13 protein-coding genes are annotated in these 15,206 nt (G+C 66.7%); 6 read left to right on the plus strand and 7 right to left on the minus strand.

The genetic code is table 11. The features are described 5' to 3' along the window. Positions 1-160: 160 nt before the first annotated feature. Positions 161-685 (minus strand): cysteine dioxygenase, encoded by a 525-nt coding sequence (locus tag ACIBI6_RS38460; RefSeq protein WP_396959921.1) that lies wholly within the window; start codon positions 683-685, stop codon positions 161-163. A 172-nt stretch (positions 686-857) separates the two neighbouring features. Next, complete coding sequence (locus ACIBI6_RS38465; protein ID WP_396959923.1) at positions 858-1,439, minus strand: TetR/AcrR family transcriptional regulator; 582 nt, start codon at positions 1,437-1,439, stop codon at positions 858-860. 101 nt (positions 1,440-1,540) lie between these two features. Between ACIBI6_RS38465 and ACIBI6_RS38470 the strand changes: the two genes are divergently transcribed. From ACIBI6_RS38470 to ACIBI6_RS38490, 5 genes are all read left to right on the plus strand, one after another. Further along, on the plus strand, positions 1,541-2,965 hold the full coding sequence (locus ACIBI6_RS38470; protein ID WP_396959925.1) for an MFS transporter: 1,425 nt from the start codon (positions 1,541-1,543) through the stop codon (positions 2,963-2,965). Between the two features lie 474 nt (positions 2,966-3,439). Beyond that, positions 3,440-4,498 (plus strand): phenylalanine--tRNA ligase subunit alpha, encoded by a 1,059-nt coding sequence (gene pheS / locus ACIBI6_RS38475; protein WP_396959927.1) that lies wholly within the window; start codon positions 3,440-3,442, stop codon positions 4,496-4,498. Positions 4,499-4,544: 46 nt separating this feature from the next. After that, positions 4,545-7,049, plus strand: a complete 2,505-nt coding sequence (gene pheT, locus ACIBI6_RS38480; protein WP_396959929.1) for a phenylalanine--tRNA ligase subunit beta — start codon at positions 4,545-4,547, stop codon at positions 7,047-7,049. 592 nt (positions 7,050-7,641) lie between these two features. Further along, entirely contained in the window at positions 7,642-8,907 is a 1,266-nt protein-coding gene (locus ACIBI6_RS38485) for a hypothetical protein (RefSeq protein ID WP_396959931.1), read from the plus strand. 101 nt (positions 8,908-9,008) lie between these two features. After that, positions 9,009-9,782 carry an ESX secretion-associated protein EspG gene (locus ACIBI6_RS38490; RefSeq protein ID WP_396959933.1) on the plus strand — a complete coding sequence of 258 codons (774 nt, stop codon included), beginning with the start codon at positions 9,009-9,011 and terminating at the stop codon, positions 9,780-9,782. Positions 9,783-9,821: 39 nt separating this feature from the next. Here the strand turns inward: ACIBI6_RS38490 and ACIBI6_RS38495 are convergent, their stop codons facing one another. From ACIBI6_RS38495 to ACIBI6_RS38515, 5 genes are all read right to left on the minus strand, one after another. Continuing rightward, entirely contained in the window at positions 9,822-10,850 is a 1,029-nt protein-coding gene (locus ACIBI6_RS38495; RefSeq protein WP_396959935.1) for a hypothetical protein, read from the minus strand. Between the two features lie 54 nt (positions 10,851-10,904). After that, positions 10,905-11,411, minus strand: a complete 507-nt coding sequence (locus ACIBI6_RS38500; protein ID WP_396959937.1) for a PspA/IM30 family protein — start codon at positions 11,409-11,411, stop codon at positions 10,905-10,907. Between the two features lie 25 nt (positions 11,412-11,436). Beyond that, positions 11,437-12,204 carry an alpha/beta hydrolase gene (locus tag ACIBI6_RS38505; RefSeq protein ID WP_396959939.1) on the minus strand — a complete coding sequence of 256 codons (768 nt, stop codon included), beginning with the start codon at positions 12,202-12,204 and terminating at the stop codon, positions 11,437-11,439. A gap of 54 nt (positions 12,205-12,258) precedes the next feature. Continuing rightward, the gene (locus ACIBI6_RS38510; protein ID WP_329406503.1) at positions 12,259-12,549 is read right to left on the minus strand and encodes a DUF427 domain-containing protein; all 291 of its coding nucleotides are present in this window, start codon (positions 12,547-12,549) and stop codon (positions 12,259-12,261) included. A 320-nt stretch (positions 12,550-12,869) separates the two neighbouring features. Further along, positions 12,870-13,787: a helix-turn-helix transcriptional regulator gene (locus tag ACIBI6_RS38515; protein ID WP_396959942.1), complete on the minus strand. Its 918-nt coding sequence runs from the start codon at positions 13,785-13,787 to the stop codon at positions 12,870-12,872. Between the two features lie 166 nt (positions 13,788-13,953). On the opposite strand from ACIBI6_RS38515, the gene ACIBI6_RS38520 reads away from it, so the two are divergent. Continuing rightward, positions 13,954-15,204 (plus strand): MFS transporter, encoded by a 1,251-nt coding sequence (locus ACIBI6_RS38520; RefSeq protein WP_396959944.1) that lies wholly within the window; start codon positions 13,954-13,956, stop codon positions 15,202-15,204. Positions 15,205-15,206: the final 2 nt, after the last annotated feature.

Raw genomic sequence — 15,206 nt, forward strand, 5'->3', positions numbered from 1 at the left:
GGCCTGCGTTACGACGAAAACACCCACCTCAGCAACCGCCAACGCGCCCAAGCAGCCCTCACCGCCGCCTGAGGTTGACAGAAGGTGTCTCATGATTGCGCCTCCCTAGCGCTCGGCTCCGTCATGACCACCATGGCGGCTGTGTTGAATGTTCGCTCGCTCATACGCCCACGAAATCCGTGAGCGCGCGGTACTCGCGGACCGGTCGAAGCGGTGGTGAATAAGCGTGTACCGAAGCGGCCGGGCGGGTGCTGTGATTGCGCAGCCGGTGCGCGCGTTCAGGTCCGAAGGCGACAGTTTCGCCCGCTCGCCATTGCGTCGTGCGGACCGGGCCGCCGGGATGACGGTATTCCTCGCCGAGTTCACCGATGGATACCGTGAACGAGCCGGACGCACCGCCGTGATCGTGCGGTTCGGTGCCCTGTCCCGGTGCCCACGACAGCAGCCACACCTCGACGCCCATGGTCAGCGCCAGCCGGGTCCACCAACGTTGCTGCGGATCGAACCGAACGATGTCCAGGAGCGGTGTTGCCATGGCATCGGCAACCGACCTGGTCAATTCCCGCAATTCCGCCGGCGACCACAACGTCCGCTCCGGACATACCGCCTCGCGTATCAGCGGTACATCGACCGAGGGGTGAATATCATTGGTGTGCTTGAGATTCACCGGCAGTGATGTGGTCAAGCGAGATACTCCTGACATGGTCGTGGGGACAAATCGACTGCGCTGCCATCAACCGCGACGAAGCGGTCTCGGCGCATTTTCCGGCACCACGACGCCGTTGCCATCGGTCTCGATCACCGTGAGCAAAACTGTGCATCCGCAGACCTTGCCGTCACCGCACGGGAAAGATCGGCTAATCCGCCTCGGCGCGGAGGCTTTCGAGCATGTCGGTGGCCCAGCAGACCTCGACCGAATCGGGGCCGGCGACACCCATTGCGGCCATCACGGTGAGCAGCATGCCGTTGCCGAGGAAGCGGCAAATCTCCGTGATGGAGGCGTCGGTGAGCTCTTGGATCACGCTGTAGATGCCGCCGAAGCGTTCGCGGACGTTCGGGCCGATGGCCGGATCGGAGGCGGCGGCGAAGGCATGCAGCAGCACCAGGAGTAGTTCGCGTTCGTTGAGGAACGTCTTGTAGCCCTGGCCGAGCGCGCGCATCTTCTCGTCCTGCGTGGAGTCGGGTGTGATGCCTTCGGCGGCGGCCGCGCGGAAGATGTCTTCGATGCGGTCGCATACTTGGTTCGCCGCGGCCAGGAACAGTTGCTGTTTGGTGCCGAACAGGCGGATCACATATGGCTGCGAAACTCCGGCCAGTCGCGCGATCTCATCGGTTTTCGTTGCGGCATAACCTGATTCGGCGAATGCGGTGATGGCCGCGCGCAATACTTCCGCGCTGCGTTCGGTCGCGGTCATCCGGGTTCGGGCTGGACTCGCCATCGTGCTCCACTTCGTCGTCGGCCGCCTGCCCTTGACATGTTATCAGTCGATGCATACTGTCCGAGCAGTTAGTTATCAGTCGATTACAACAAAGGCTGGACATGTCCGAGACACTCGTAACCGCCGCCCCGCAGGCGCCCGTCGAACCGCATGCTGGCGGCCGCGCGCTGGCGGCCGTGCTGGCCGCGGTCGGCATCCCGATGTTCATGGTCACGCTGGACAACCTGGTGGTGACCAATGCGCTGCCGGTGATCCGCACCGAACTCGGCGCCTCCCTCGCCGATCTGCAATGGTTCGTCAACGCCTACACGCTGGCCTTCGCATCGCTGCTGCTCACCGCCACGTCCATCGGGGACCGGCTCGGTCGCCGCCGGATCTTCCTGGCCGGTATCGCGGTCTTCACGGCGGCATCGGCGGCGTGCGCGCTGGCCAGCGAGCCCTGGATGTTGATCGCCGCCAGGGCGATTCAGGGTTTCGGTGCGGCCGCGGTGATGCCGCTTTCGCTGACCCTGTTGTCATCGGCGGTCCCGGAGAAGATGCGCAGTGCCGCCATCGGCATCTGGGGTGGCATCTCCGGGCTCGGCGTCGCGCTCGGACCGCTGATCGGCGGTGCGGTGGTCGAGGGACTGAGCTGGCAGTGGATCTTCTGGGTGAATGTGCCGATCGGCGTGCTGGCGCTGCCCTTCGCGGCGCGGGTGCTGACCGAATCGCACGGGCGGGCCAAGCGGCTGGATCCGCTCGGGCTGGTGCTGTCCGCGGGCGGCGTGCTCGCGGTGGTGTGGGGCGTGATCCACGGCGCCGATGACGGTTGGACCTCGACCGGCGTGCTGGCCGCACTGATCGGCGGTGCGGTGCTGCTCGGCCTGCTGATCGCCTGGGAGTTGCGGACACCGGATCCGATGCTGCCGCTGCGATTGTTCCGCTCCCGCGCATTTCGGGTGAGCAATACCACCGTCTTCACCTTCTCGGTCGGCGTCTTCGGCTCGATCTTCTTGCTGGCGCAGTATTTCCAGGTAGTGCAGGGCTTCGGGCCGTTGCAATCCGGTATCCGGACCATGCCGTGGACGATGGCGCCGATGGTGGTCGCGCCGCTGGCCGGATTGGTCGTGGATCGGGTCGGCGCGCGGAATCTGCTGACGGCCGGACAGACGTTGCTGGCGGTGGCCCTGGCCTGGATGGCGGCGGTGGCCTCGGTCGACGCGAGCTACCTCGCATTCGTCGGTCCGTTCCTGCTGGGTGGCATCGGGATGGGGCTGACATTCGCACCCGGTGCGACCGTGGTGATGGCCAGTGCGAGTCCAGCGGATCGGGCGATGGCTTCGGGCACCAACAGCACCATCCGTGAGGTGGGTGTCGCCATGGGTGTCGCCGTGCTGGCGTCGGTCTTTGCCTCACACGGCTCCTACACCGATCCGCAGAGCTTCGTCGACGGTCTGATTCCCGCCGTGTGGGTCGGCGCCGCGATCGTCGCGGTGGGCGCGGTGCTTTCCCGGCTGTTGCCCAGCCGCATCACCGCAGTGGACTGATCGTCGCGGCACTGATCGGCGGCTATGCGCCCGCCCCATGTCATTCGCGTGGGGCGGGCGCACAGCTGCGTTCTGGTATGGCCGCCGTCGCAGGGTGCGCGCCACTTCCGGGCCCTATCACGACGGGCCTTTGGACATGAGTGGTGCGTGCCGGGCATCGAACAGGGCGCAACCTGCGGCGAGGCCTAAGCGTGCGCTCTTCGCAATCCTGGTCCTCGTCGCGGGGTACGCGCTGTTCGTCGTCGGAAATGGAACTGCGGCGCGCTGTGGCGATCAACGAATTGCCGCTGGCCGTCGAGCCGCGCTGGCCGTGGGTGAACTGCGCAAGTTCGAGCTGGCACACGCTCGGCAAGCGCCACAGCGGTAATCCGGATGAATCGGCCGCGGCGCATCGAATACGATTCGACCAGCAGCAATGTGGGTAGGCAATTACGCGGACCCGCCAACCGATCCCCAGGGGAGAGACGAACGATCGTGGCCGACGACAACGATGGAGTCGAGAACGCAGCGCTGAGCGAAGAGGCATTGGCCGCCGCCGCGGCGGAGGCCGAGAAGGCGTTTGCGGCGGCCGCCGATCTCGATGCGCTCGCGGTCGCGAAGACCGAGCATCTCGGCGGTAAGGCGCCGCTGGCCTTGGCCCAGCGTGCGCTCGGCAGCTTGCCGAAGTCGGAGAAGGCGGACGCGGGCAAGCGCGTGAATGTCGCGCGGGCGCGGGTATCGGAGGCCTTCGAATCGCGCCGCACGGTGCTGCTCGCCGAGCGTGACGCGGCCGTGCTGGTCGCCGAGGCGATCGATGTGACGCTGCCCGCGCGTCGGGACGCCGTCGGAGCGCGCCATCCGATCACGGTTATCTCCGAGCAGATCGCGGATGTCTTCGTCGCGATGGGATGGGAGGTCGCCGAGGGGCCCGAGGTCGAGACCGAGCACTTCAATTTCGACGCGCTGAATTTCCTGCCCGATCATCCGGCCCGCACGATGCAGGACACCTTCCATATCGCACCGGAGGGTTCGCGGCAGGTGCTGCGCACGCACACCTCACCGGTCCAGGTGCGTTCGCTGCTCGAGCGCGAGCTGCCGATCTATGTGGTGTGCCCCGGCCGGACCTTCCGCACCGACGAACTCGACGCCACCCATACCCCGGTCTTCTCCCAGGTGGAGGGTCTGGCGGTGGACAAGGGTCTGACTATGGCGCATCTGCGCGGCACCCTGGACGCGTTCGCGCGCGCCCTGTTCGGGCCGGATACCCGCACGCGTATGCGCCCCAACTACTTTCCGTTCACCGAGCCATCGGCCGAGGTCGACGTGTGGTTCCCGGACAAGAAGGGCGGCGCGGGCTGGGTCGAATGGGGCGGCTGCGGCATGGTGAACCCGAAGGTGCTGATCGCCAGCGGGATCGATCCCGAGGTGTACAGCGGGTTCGCGTTCGGTATGGGGCTGGAGCGGACGCTGCAGTTCCGCAACGGCATCCCGGACATGCGGGACATCGTCGAGGGCGACGTGCGCTTCACGCTGCCCTTCGGTGTTCGGTCCTGAGCTTGTCGATTCCAACGAACCTTCGATCGAGAGAGCGAAACGTCAAGTGCGAGTAGCGCAGTCCTGGCTGACCGAAATCCTGCGCCGGACCACCCCCGACTGGTCGGTGACCCCGGAGGAGCTCGATGCCGGATTCGTCCGCGTCGGGCTGGAGGTCGAAGAGGTCGACAAGCTCGAGCGGGTGACCGGTGATATCGATCGGCCGCTGGTGGTCGGTCGCGTCGCCGAGATCACCGAGCTGACCGAGTTCAAGAAGCCGATCCGGTTCTGCAAGGTGGATGTCGGCAACCCCGATCTGCAGGAGATCGTCTGCGGCGCAACGAACTTCGCCGTTGGCGACCTGGTCGTCGTGGTGCTGCCGGGCGCGGTGCTGCCGGGCGGATTCCAGATCTCCTCGCGCAAGACCTACGGGCATGTGTCCAACGGCATGATCTGCTCGGTCGCCGAACTCGGTATCGGCAAGGATCATTCGGGCATTCTGGTGCTCGAGCCGGGTACTGCCGAACCGGGCACTGACGCCAATGAGCTGCTCGGACTCGACGATACGGTCATCGAGCTGAACATCACGCCGGATCGCGGGTACTGCTTCTCGGCCCGCGGTCTTGCGCGCGAACTGGCGTGCGGATTCGATCTCGAATACGCGGATCCGGCGGTGCGGACACTGGCCGATGACGAGCAGGACGCGTGGCCGGTCCGGCTCGAACCGGAGTCCAAGTGCACCCGTTTCGCGGTGCGCCGGGTCATCGGTATCGACCCGAATGCGGTGAGCCCCTGGTGGTTACAGCGTCGGCTGCTGCTGTCGGGTGTGCGCCCGATTTCGCCCGCGGTCGATGTCACCAACTATGTGATGCTCGAGCTCGGCCAGCCGCTGCACGCCTTCGATGCGGCCAAGCTCACCGGCGGTCTCGTCGTGCGCACCGCCGACAACGGTGAGACGCTGCGCACTCTGGACGAGGTCGAGCGGGTGCTCGATGCCGAGGATGTGGTGATCGCCGACGATTCCGGTGTGGTCTCCCTCGCGGGTGTAATGGGCGGTGCGACAACGGAAGTCGGCGCGGAGTCGACCGATATCGTGCTGGAGGCCGCCACCTGGAATCCGCTGCTGGTCTACCGGACCGCGCGCCGGCACAAGCTGGTCTCCGAGGCTGGTAAGCGTTACGAGCGGGTCGTGGATCCGGAGATCAATGTCGTCGCGCTCGATCGCGCTGCCACGCTGCTGGCCGAAATCGCCGGTGGCACAGTGCAATCCGCCCTCACCGATGTGCGTGTGCCGGTGCCTGCCGCGCCGCCGATCCGGATCGATATCGATCTCGCCGATCGGGTGGCCGGCGTGGTGTATCCGACCGGCACCTCGGCGCGTCGGCTCGCGCAGATCGGCTGCACGGTCGAGGTGGGTGTCGATGAGACCACCGGGCACGGACAGCTCGTCGTCACGCCGCCGAGCTGGCGGCCGGATCTGGCCCAGCCCGCCGACCTCGTCGAAGAGGTGCTGCGGCTGGAGGGGCTGGAGCAGATTCCGTCGGTCATTCCGACCGCGCCGGCCGGGCGCGGGCTGACCGCCGCGCAGCGCCGTCGGCGCGCGGTGAGTCGGGCGCTGGGCTTCGCCGGATGCGTCGAGGTGCCGCCGCCGCTGTTCCTCGCCGCCGGGATTTTCGACATTTGGGGCTTGGCCGCCGACGATCCGCGCCGCAACACCACGCGGGTGCTGAACCCGCTCGATGTGGAGCGCGCGGAATTGGCGACCACGCTGCTGCCGGGGCTGCTGGAAGTGGCCGCGCGCAATATCTCTCGGGGTGCGCGCGATCTCGCGATCTTCGGGATCGCGCAGGTAGTGCTGCCAGGTCCCAATGTGCGTGCGGTGGCGGCGTTGCCGGTGGATCGTCGTCCGACCGATGCGCAGATCGAGGAGCTGATCGATTCGCTGCCCGCGCAGCCGGTGCATATCGGGGCGGTGCTGACGGGTCGGCGGGAACCGCGCGGGCCGTGGGGTGCCGGACGTCCGGCGGAGGCCGCCGATGCCTTCGCGCTCGCCGACGCCGTCGCCGATGCGGCGGGGGTGAGCATCGAGCGTCGCCCAGGGGTCTATCTGCCGTGGCATCCGGGGCGGTGCGCCGAGCTGGTGGTCGATGGTCAGGTCATCGGGCATGCGGGTGAATTGCATCCGGCCGTTTTGGAGCGGGCGGGTCTGCCGCCGCGCACCTGTGCCGTCGAACTCGATCTCGATGCGCTGCCGTTGCGCGAATCTCGGCCCGTCCCAGTGGTTTCCCCGTTCCCGGCGGTACTGCAGGACGTCTCGGTGAGCGTCGCCAAGTCGGTGCCCGCTGCCTCGGTCGAATCGGCGCTGCGCACTGGCGGCGGTACGTTGCTCGAAGATATCGCCCTGTTCGATGTGTACGAGGGCGCGCAAGCGGGGGAGGGACGCAAGTCGCTCACCTATGCCCTGCGTTTCCGTGCCACCGACCGGACCCTGACCGAGGACGAGGCGAGTGCCGCGCGTGACTCGGCAGTCGCTGCGGCCGCCGGCGCGGTCGGCGCGGTGCTGCGGGGGTAGTCGACTGAAATCGGCCCCGGATGGAAATCCCGTCCGGGGCCGGTTTGCGTTGTGGCTGAGGGCATACCGCGCGGGCGGCCGAAGAAGGTCGAGTGTCGCTCGCGACCGCTGAGTTGCCGATGCCACTGTGTCGCAGCTGCACTCGCATGTCGCCCGCTGAGCTGACGCAGACCTTCGATGCGGTCACACACCGACGCTCCGCATGACACGCCGAGCTGAAAGTCACAAGCTCTGCGCGAACTCGGATTTGGCGCGGCGGTCGAATTTTTCGTCCGCGATAAGCCATGGATGGCACTCCTCTGGTGCCGCTTTCGTAGGTCGAGGCGTCACCGCATGGTCAGGTCGGGGATGGCCAGAGGGGTTGGTCCTGATCGCCGGTTGACACCCGCGGTGTTGTGCGGCTGAAACCGGGGGGACTGCTCGCGGGCCGATTTGCTCGTCGAGTGTCCAGCGCAGAGCCGATTCGTCGCGCGGCAGGTGGGGGATACCGTTTGATATGGTAAGGATCTCCGGACGGGTCGAGAGGGTGGGGATGGCGCACCGAGTGACGTTGATGCTGCGATCGATGGGCGGTTGAGCCATGGGATTCGGCATGTTCGAGTGGAGCGCAGGCGATCTCGGCTCCGCGATGCTCGGAAGTCTCACCGATTGGATCGCGGGCGAGGAACGTCAACCGGGGGTCGATCCGGCCGCCGTGCAGACCAAATACAACCAACAGCGCGACGGTGTCCGCAGCACCGCCAATGGCATCGGCTTCCACGGTGACTACCGGCCGCGTTCGGTCAACAACCGCGACGACTTCGATACTCCGACGACCTCCCAACTGCGCGAAAAGGTCGACAAGATCGACATCACCGCCGTCGACAACCTGGCGACCGCATGGAATGAGATCGGCAAACGCGCCGAGACCTCGCTGAACACCTTCAACAAGGCGATGGAACGCGCGACCGATGAAAGCATCTGGAAGGGTGCGTCGCGCGATGCCGTCGCCAAGGCTGTCAGCGACTACAGCACCCAGGCCATGCAACTCGCCAATGCCGCCAAGCTGACCGGCAGCAAGGTCGCCGAACTCAAAACCGGCCTGGAACCGACCAAAGCCCTTGTGCCGCATGCTCCCGAGCTCCGGTCGAATGTCGAAAACGCTCGGCACTGGGTAGCGGGCCGTGGCTGGCGCGATAACGACGAGGCCGAGAGCACCGCGCACGCCGAGGCGGTTCGCGTGCTGCGCACCGTGTACGCGCCGGTCATCGAGGAGACCGACACCAACGTCCCGGTCATTCCGAAACCCGATAACCCCACCGCCAAGCCGGGCGAAACTCCCACCGTGGGACCGGGTTACAGCCCTGGTGGCAGCCAGCCCGGTACTTCCACCGGCGGCACCGAGCCGACGGGAAAGCAGGAGCCCGCGAGCACCGAGGATGGCCAGTCCACCGACCCGTCGAATACCCAGTCGACGGATAGTTCGACGACACCCACTGCCAGCACCGAGCCGACCACGACAAAGCCGGATACCACCGCGACCAACCCGTCGTCGACGACAATGCCGACCACCACAGGCTCGTCGACCGGTTCGGGCAGCCCGAGTGGCATACCCGGCACGACCAGCCAGTCCCCGGGCCGAACCGTCACCGGCGCACCCACTGGCACCGCTACCTCCGCCGCGGCGGCAACGACCACCGCCGCGACCACGGGCCGCAGCGGTATGTCCGGCATGGGCTCACCCGGCAGCCGCGGCGGCAAGGACGAGAACGAGTCCACCAAGGGCGTCCCCGACTACTTGATCAACCAGCAGAACGGCGAAGAGCTCATCGGGCTCGACAGCGCGCCGAAGACGGTCCCGCCGGTCATCGGTGAGTGACCGAACGCGACGAGGGCACCAAGGACACAGCGTCAACGATCGCAGCGGAGCCGAGCGCCAGGGAGGCGGAGCTGTGATCGCCGGAAAGACAGGAAGACCGCATGACAACCGCGCGGCGGTGGCGTTTCACCGCGCTCGAATTCCGAGTGCTCTGGGAGTCGACCGGACGGGATGTGCTCCCGTATCCGCTGCGACATCGCTCCACCGAGGTCTTCCAGGAAGATTCGAATCGGTTGCGTCGGGCCGCGGCCGAGGTGGTGGTCCCACAGTTGGACGACGATCTGGTGCGGTCCGTCGAGGTGCTGCTGGCACCGGAGGCGCGCGTGGAGGTGGCGGGGTTCCACGGTCCGCGTAACGAGCGGAAGATTCGCGCACACGGTGGGGTGCATTTTCAGCACGCCGCATTGGCGATCCAGGAGCCGGGGCCCGATCACGAGCACGGCGGAGATGTGGACCTGCTGTTCCTATCGGCCGATGACCTGGCCCCCGCCGTGGTCGATGTATTGCCGGAAACCCGTCCGGGACAAGGCAAACCGATGCAGGTGCCGGTCGAGGAATTGGAGAAGCCACCGCCCGTGGTGCGCGACGCGTGGCGTCCGACGATTCGCGAGGAGTTCGACAAGTTCTTCCGTCGGCCGACCACTGCCACCGTGCATGTCGGCGTCTACCCGCTCGGCAGTGTGGACAATCGGCATACCAAGGGCCGCAAGGACTTCCAGATCACAGATTTCGAAAATGATGGGCGCTATGTAAGTTTCGGCAGTCGTACCGTCATCGTGAAGCCGACCGATCGCCAGCGCATCACCTCGACACTGCGCGAAATGATCAGCCGCACAGTCGAAGAGGTCCGCAACGGTGATCACCTCGCCCGTTGAGTGCCCACGCCCGGTCGCGCCGGGCGTGGGCCCGCCGGATCAGCTGGTGGCCTCACCCAGGATTCCGAGCACCACGTCCGAGGTGTAGAACGGCTCGAGTCGTTCCCGAATCAGCTTGCCCAGTACGCCATTTCGCTTCGCGCCCTCGATAACGGCGGGGCCGTAGCGCAGGATCTCCTTGGCGATATCGTCGCCGGACAGACCGAGTTCCGGCAGCATCGCGGCCAGCGTGTAATCGCCGTATTTGGTGAAGAAGACATCCACGCACTCGTCGACGAGCAGCCCGAAATACTCCTTCTCCCTGGTGGTGACCGCGATCTCGTAGCAGAGCAGCACCAGTTCGTTCAGATCCTTCTGGGTCAGGTAGTCCCGCAGACCGCTCACCGGCTCATCGGCGTGCAGATCCCAGAACTCCATCGCGGCATCGTGTACCGGAGCGTCGCGCAACATCTCCCGAATGGCATTGTTGGTGCGCTTGAGCGCGAATACCGCGCCCTTGCCCGCCATATCGCCGATGAAGGTGCTTTCGGTGGCCTTCTTGGCGGTCTTGGCCGCCGACTGTCCCATGGAGATCAGCGAGGAGACACCCGGAATCTTGCCCGCGATCTGCCTGTTCGCCTCCATGAAATCGGAGATCAGCTTATCCACGAACTTCGAGGCGACGGTGGCGACCAGCGGGCTCTCGGTGAGCCGCTCCAGGATGCGCTCCTGTGCCTGGTGCATACCGAAGATCTTCTCCAGCAGTGCCTCGACCGGTTCGCGGTCGACGACCTGGCCCAGCGTGTAGTCGTTGTTGGCGGCGATATTGTCGTAGATCGAGTCGGCGAATACCCCGACCATATCCGCGATGACCGGACTGCCGCCGATCAGGTCGATGACGGTGCGAACCGTCTCCTTGGCCTGGTCGATGCCGACGATATCGCGGAAGATGAGGGTGTCGGCCACCTCGATCACCGATTCCACGTCACGAGCGACGACCTCGGTGAAGCGCTCGCCGCTCACCTCGGCCAGCAGGAATTCCACTTGGGCATCGAGTAGCCGTTCGGCGATCTCACCCGGCTCGCTCATCGAATATCACCATCACATTCGTAGTCCGTCGCGCTCGGTCAGCTTACGGATCGTTCATTCGACATCATTGCCGTGCAACGATTTCCGTATCTGAGCCAGACGCTCACGCGCCGCTTTCTCGCGCGTCTCCCATTGTTCGTCGGCGCTGCGGCCCGCAGGAGTCTGCCGGTCGAGTTCGCCCATCCCCTGCGCGGTACCGAAACGCTGCTCGACCTTATCGCGAACTGACTCGAAAGTAGGTACGCCGCCGGACGAATATCCGCCCACCTCGGGTCCGGACGGGATACCGGTCGGCGGTACCGGTACCGCCGGTACCGGAGAAAAGCCTCCGACCTGCTCGGATGCGCCGACGCCCGACTCTTGATCATGCGGTTGCGGCGTGACCGTGGTGGGACTCACACCCGCATCGGGGCCCGCATGACCGAGGCCCGAGGCTTCCGCGACCGCGGTGTGCACCCACGAGAGCCGAGGCCGCCCCGCGGTGGCGGTACCGAGCACTGCCAAGAGTTCGTCATCGGACAGTGCCGCGAGGCGCGCGGTGATCTCACCCAAATCGCTCATATCGCCAGGCTACGCACGAGCGCCGTCACGGGTTGAGCAGATCACTCGCCCAAGTGCGGATCAGATCCGGCCAACTGACCCTGGCCGAGATGATCAGATCGTTGTGACCGCCGCCGGGAAAGACCACCAATCGCTTCGGTTCGGGTGCGGCCGCGTACAGCCGCTCGGCGTGCCGCAGCGGCAGCAGTTCGTCCTGGTCGCCGTGCATGATCAAGATCGGTGCGCGCAGCTTGCGGATGCGGCGCAGGCTCGGATAGGCGTCCGGGACGAACGGGCTGGGTAGGAATGGATATACCGAGCGGGCCGCGTCACGCAGACCGGTGAAAGTGGACATCAGAATCAGTCCTGTGGGCGGATGCTCGGTCGCCAGTTCGAGCAGCACCCCGCCGCCGAGCGATTTCCCGAGATAGAGCACTCGATCCGGATCGACGCCAGGCTGTTTCAGCAGCACCTCCCGCGCCGCGTGGGCATCGAGGTAGGTGCCGTACTCGGTGGGGCGCCCGGTGCTTCGGCCGTAGCCGCGGTAGTCGAAAGTCAGTACGTCCAAACCGATTTGGGTGAGCAGCGCATAGATCGGCACCCGGTCGCCGATATTGCCCGCATTGCCGTGCGCGAACAGGACGTGCCCGATCGAGCGGGCGGCGGGCAACCACCACCCCTGCAGTATCTCGTCGTCCGTCGTGCGGATGGACAATTCGGTGTAGTCCATCTCGAGGACCGACGGCGTCTGCACGATCTGCCGATCGGGCATGAAGGTCAGCGCATTGAGGATCGGACTGGCCGGATGTCGCATGCCATCGTTCTTACCCGGTACCCGCCACCTCTGCGCGCCGACGCCCCGAGCGGACTACACCTCGACGATGTCGACGCCCTTCCAGAACGCGACCCGATCGCGCACCTGCTCGGCCTCCGGCTTCGGATCCGGGTAGTACCACGCGGCATCCGGATTCTTCGCGCCTTCAACCTCGACCGTGTAATAGGACGCGAGCCCCTTCCATCCGCACACGGTATGCGTATCGCTGTCCCGGAAGTACTCCGTCTTCAGTGTTCCCGCCGGAAAGTAATGATTGCCCTCGACCACTACGGTGTCGTCGCTCTCGGCCAACACCGTGCCGTTCCATACCGCTCGTACGCTCATCGAATCTCCCACCGTCGCACTGGATTCCGCCGCGCAGACACCACGGCTACGGTGTGTAACCCAAACCACACGCACCGTATTCCCCGCCACCGCTCGCTATCAGTCAGCCGCGCACCTCCGACCAGTCCCGGCGTTGCGCGCAAAAGGTGCGCGGTCAGCCGAGAAGGCGACGCCGCGTGCCGCTGACCGCGCGCCGCTGACCGCGCATCGCCCGGCGTCTGTGCCTCGAATCGGATCGGTCACCGCCGTGGAAACCCCTCCGTGACCGGCATATCGCCATCGTGGTCATTCTCTTGCTCTCAAAACGCTGGGGTGACGAGCTATTCGCCGGCCGTGGTGGCGGGTTGATCGGCGGGCGCGGGCGGGTGAATGTTGGTGGCAGCCCAGGTACCGAGCAGGGTCATCGCATCAGCCGACGGGGTGGCCGGTTGCACGGTGTAGAAGTTGACGACCAGCCCCGGGTCGGCGGGCAGCGGCATGGTTTCGTAGCCGATGCTGATGTCGCCGACGACGGGGTGATGGAAGGATTTGGTGCCGGTGTAGTGCAGGCGCACATTGTGTTTGGCCCATCGGACCCGGAATTCCTCGCTGCGGGTGGACAGTTCGCCGACCAGGTCGGAGATGCCGCGGTCATAGGGGTCGCGGCCGGCGTCGGTGCGTAGCAGGTTGACCGCACCGTCGGCCATGTGGTCCCAGTCGGGGTAGAAGTCGTGGGCGCGTGGGTCCAGGAAGCAGAACCGCACGAAGTTCACCGGCTTGGAGACGTCCGGGTGCAGGGGGTCGGGGTAAAGGGGGCTGTAGAAGGCGTAGCCGAGTTGGTTGCCCGCGACCAGGTCGTGGCGGGCGTTGCGGACGAAGGCGGGCCCACTGTAGGTGTCGAGCAGGTTCTGCACGCCCGGACGGACGGTCTTCGCGGCGCGGCGCGGGCGTCGTTGCGGGCTGATCAGGGCGTTGCGGTGCAGATCGAACAGGTGGGAGCGTTCGGCGTCGTCGAGTTCCAGCGCGCGGGCGATGGCGTCGAGCACCGACTCGGAGACGCTGTTGACCTTGCCGCGTTCGATCTGGGTGTAGTAGTCCACCGACAGCCCGGCCAGGGTGGCGACTTCCTGGCGGCGCAGGCCCGGGACGCGGCGCTTGGCGGCGTCGTAGACCGGCAGCCCGACCTTTTCGGGGGTGATCTTGGCGCGGCGTGAGGCCAGGAACTGGCCGATCTCGGCGGCGCGGCTGCTCGACTCCATGTGATCGAGGCTAGGCCCGTGGCCTGCGTGTTTGCCAGGTGCTGTGAGAGGGGTGTTGCCAGCACCCCTCTGATCTACACCTCCCACAACCGCGCTGCGCCGCGTTGCATGGATTGCGGAGCCGACAGCTCCGAGTCCCGCAATTCTTCGACATCGACGAGGTGAGATGAGCACGCCGACCATCGACCGCCCGAGCACCCGTTTGCCTGTGCTGGTGTACGTGCTGGCCGCCGGGATCTTCCTGATGGGCACGACCGAGTTCATGATCGCCGGCCTGTTGCCCGACGTGGCCGCCGATCTCGGGGTCGACATCGCCCGGGCCGGCCTGCTGGTTACCGCGTTCGCGGTCGGCATGATCATCGGCCCGCCGGTCATGGCGCTGGCCACCCTGCGGCTGCCCGCTCGGGCCACACTGGTCGGTGCGTTGGCGGTGTTCGCGGCCGGGCACGTGGTGGCCGCGGTCAGCGACTCGTTCACCGTCGTCACCGTCTCCCGGGTGGTGACGGCGCTGGCGACCGGCACGTTCTGGGCGACCGGCGCGGTCGTCGCCGCGGCGGCCGCGGGACCGGGGGCGAGCGCGCTGGCGCTGGCGGTGATGTCGGGCGGGTTGAGCCTGGCGGTGGTCGCCGGCGTTCCGTTGGGCACCTTCGCCGGGCAGCTCACCGGATGGCGTGGCCCATTCTGGATCCTCGCCGCACTGGCTGTTCCCGCCATCGTCGCCGTGCTGCGCTTTGCCCCCGCGACCTCCCACCGCGTCACGGACGAGGTGTCGGTGCGGGCCGAGGTCGCCGCGGTACGTCCGTGGCGGGTGTGGGCGGTGCTGGCGGCGATCACCCTGGCCCAGGCCGGGTTCCTCGGCGCCTACAGCTTCATCAGCCCGCTGCTGACCGACCGCGCCGGTATTGCCACGGCGCTGGTCCCGCTGGTGCTGGTCGGATTCGGTATCGGTGCGCTGGCCGGTACTGCGCTGGGCGGTCGGCTCGGTGACCGGTGGCCGCTGGGCACCATCACCACCGCGATCGCCGCCACCTCGCTACTGCTGCTCGTCCTCGCTGCGACGGCGAGCCACTCGACGATCGTCGTCGCCCTGGTCGTCGCGCTGGGTGCGTCGGGTTTGGGGGCGAACCCGGTGCTGATCGCGCAGACTATGCGGTTCGCCGGGCACGGCTCCCGGCTGGCGTCCTCCCTGGCGACCGCGGCGTTCAACCTCGGCACCGCCGCCGGTTCGGCACTGGCTGCGACCACCCTGTCCACCGCCCTCGGCGTGACCGGACCCGCGGTGCTGGGCGCGACGATCACCACGACCGCGCTGATCCCGATCGCTTTCCTCGCCGCCAACCGAACTGGTCCGCGCAGCGACAACACGCCGACGCGACCCGGCCGGCAGCCCCAGCGGGTTCTGATCGGAGTGAGCTGAGC

The sequence above is a fragment of the Nocardia sp. NPDC050412 genome (genome assembly GCF_044458825.1).
Classification (GTDB): Bacteria; Actinomycetota; Actinomycetes; order Mycobacteriales; family Mycobacteriaceae; genus Nocardia.

Coding starts and splice junctions, on each gene's coding strand:
- ACIBI6_RS38465 (WP_396959923.1), bottom strand. CDS start 1,439: ATGGCGAGTCCAGCCCGAACCCGGATGACCGCGACCGAACGCAGCGCG.
- ACIBI6_RS38470 (WP_396959925.1), top strand. CDS start 1,541: ATGTCCGAGACACTCGTAACCGCCGCCCCGCAGGCGCCCGTCGAACCG.
- ACIBI6_RS38485 (WP_396959931.1), top strand. CDS start 7,642: ATGTTCGAGTGGAGCGCAGGCGATCTCGGCTCCGCGATGCTCGGAAGT.
- ACIBI6_RS38490 (WP_396959933.1), top strand. CDS start 9,009: ATGACAACCGCGCGGCGGTGGCGTTTCACCGCGCTCGAATTCCGAGTG.
- ACIBI6_RS38495 (WP_396959935.1), bottom strand. CDS start 10,850: ATGAGCGAGCCGGGTGAGATCGCCGAACGGCTACTCGATGCCCAAGTG.
- ACIBI6_RS38500 (WP_396959937.1), bottom strand. CDS start 11,411: ATGAGCGATTTGGGTGAGATCACCGCGCGCCTCGCGGCACTGTCCGAT.
- ACIBI6_RS38505 (WP_396959939.1), bottom strand. CDS start 12,204: ATGCGACATCCGGCCAGTCCGATCCTCAATGCGCTGACCTTCATGCCC.
- ACIBI6_RS38510 (WP_329406503.1), bottom strand. CDS start 12,549: ATGAGCGTACGAGCGGTATGGAACGGCACGGTGTTGGCCGAGAGCGAC.
- ACIBI6_RS38515 (WP_396959942.1), bottom strand. CDS start 13,787: ATGGAGTCGAGCAGCCGCGCCGCCGAGATCGGCCAGTTCCTGGCCTCA.
- ACIBI6_RS38520 (WP_396959944.1), top strand. CDS start 13,954: ATGAGCACGCCGACCATCGACCGCCCGAGCACCCGTTTGCCTGTGCTG.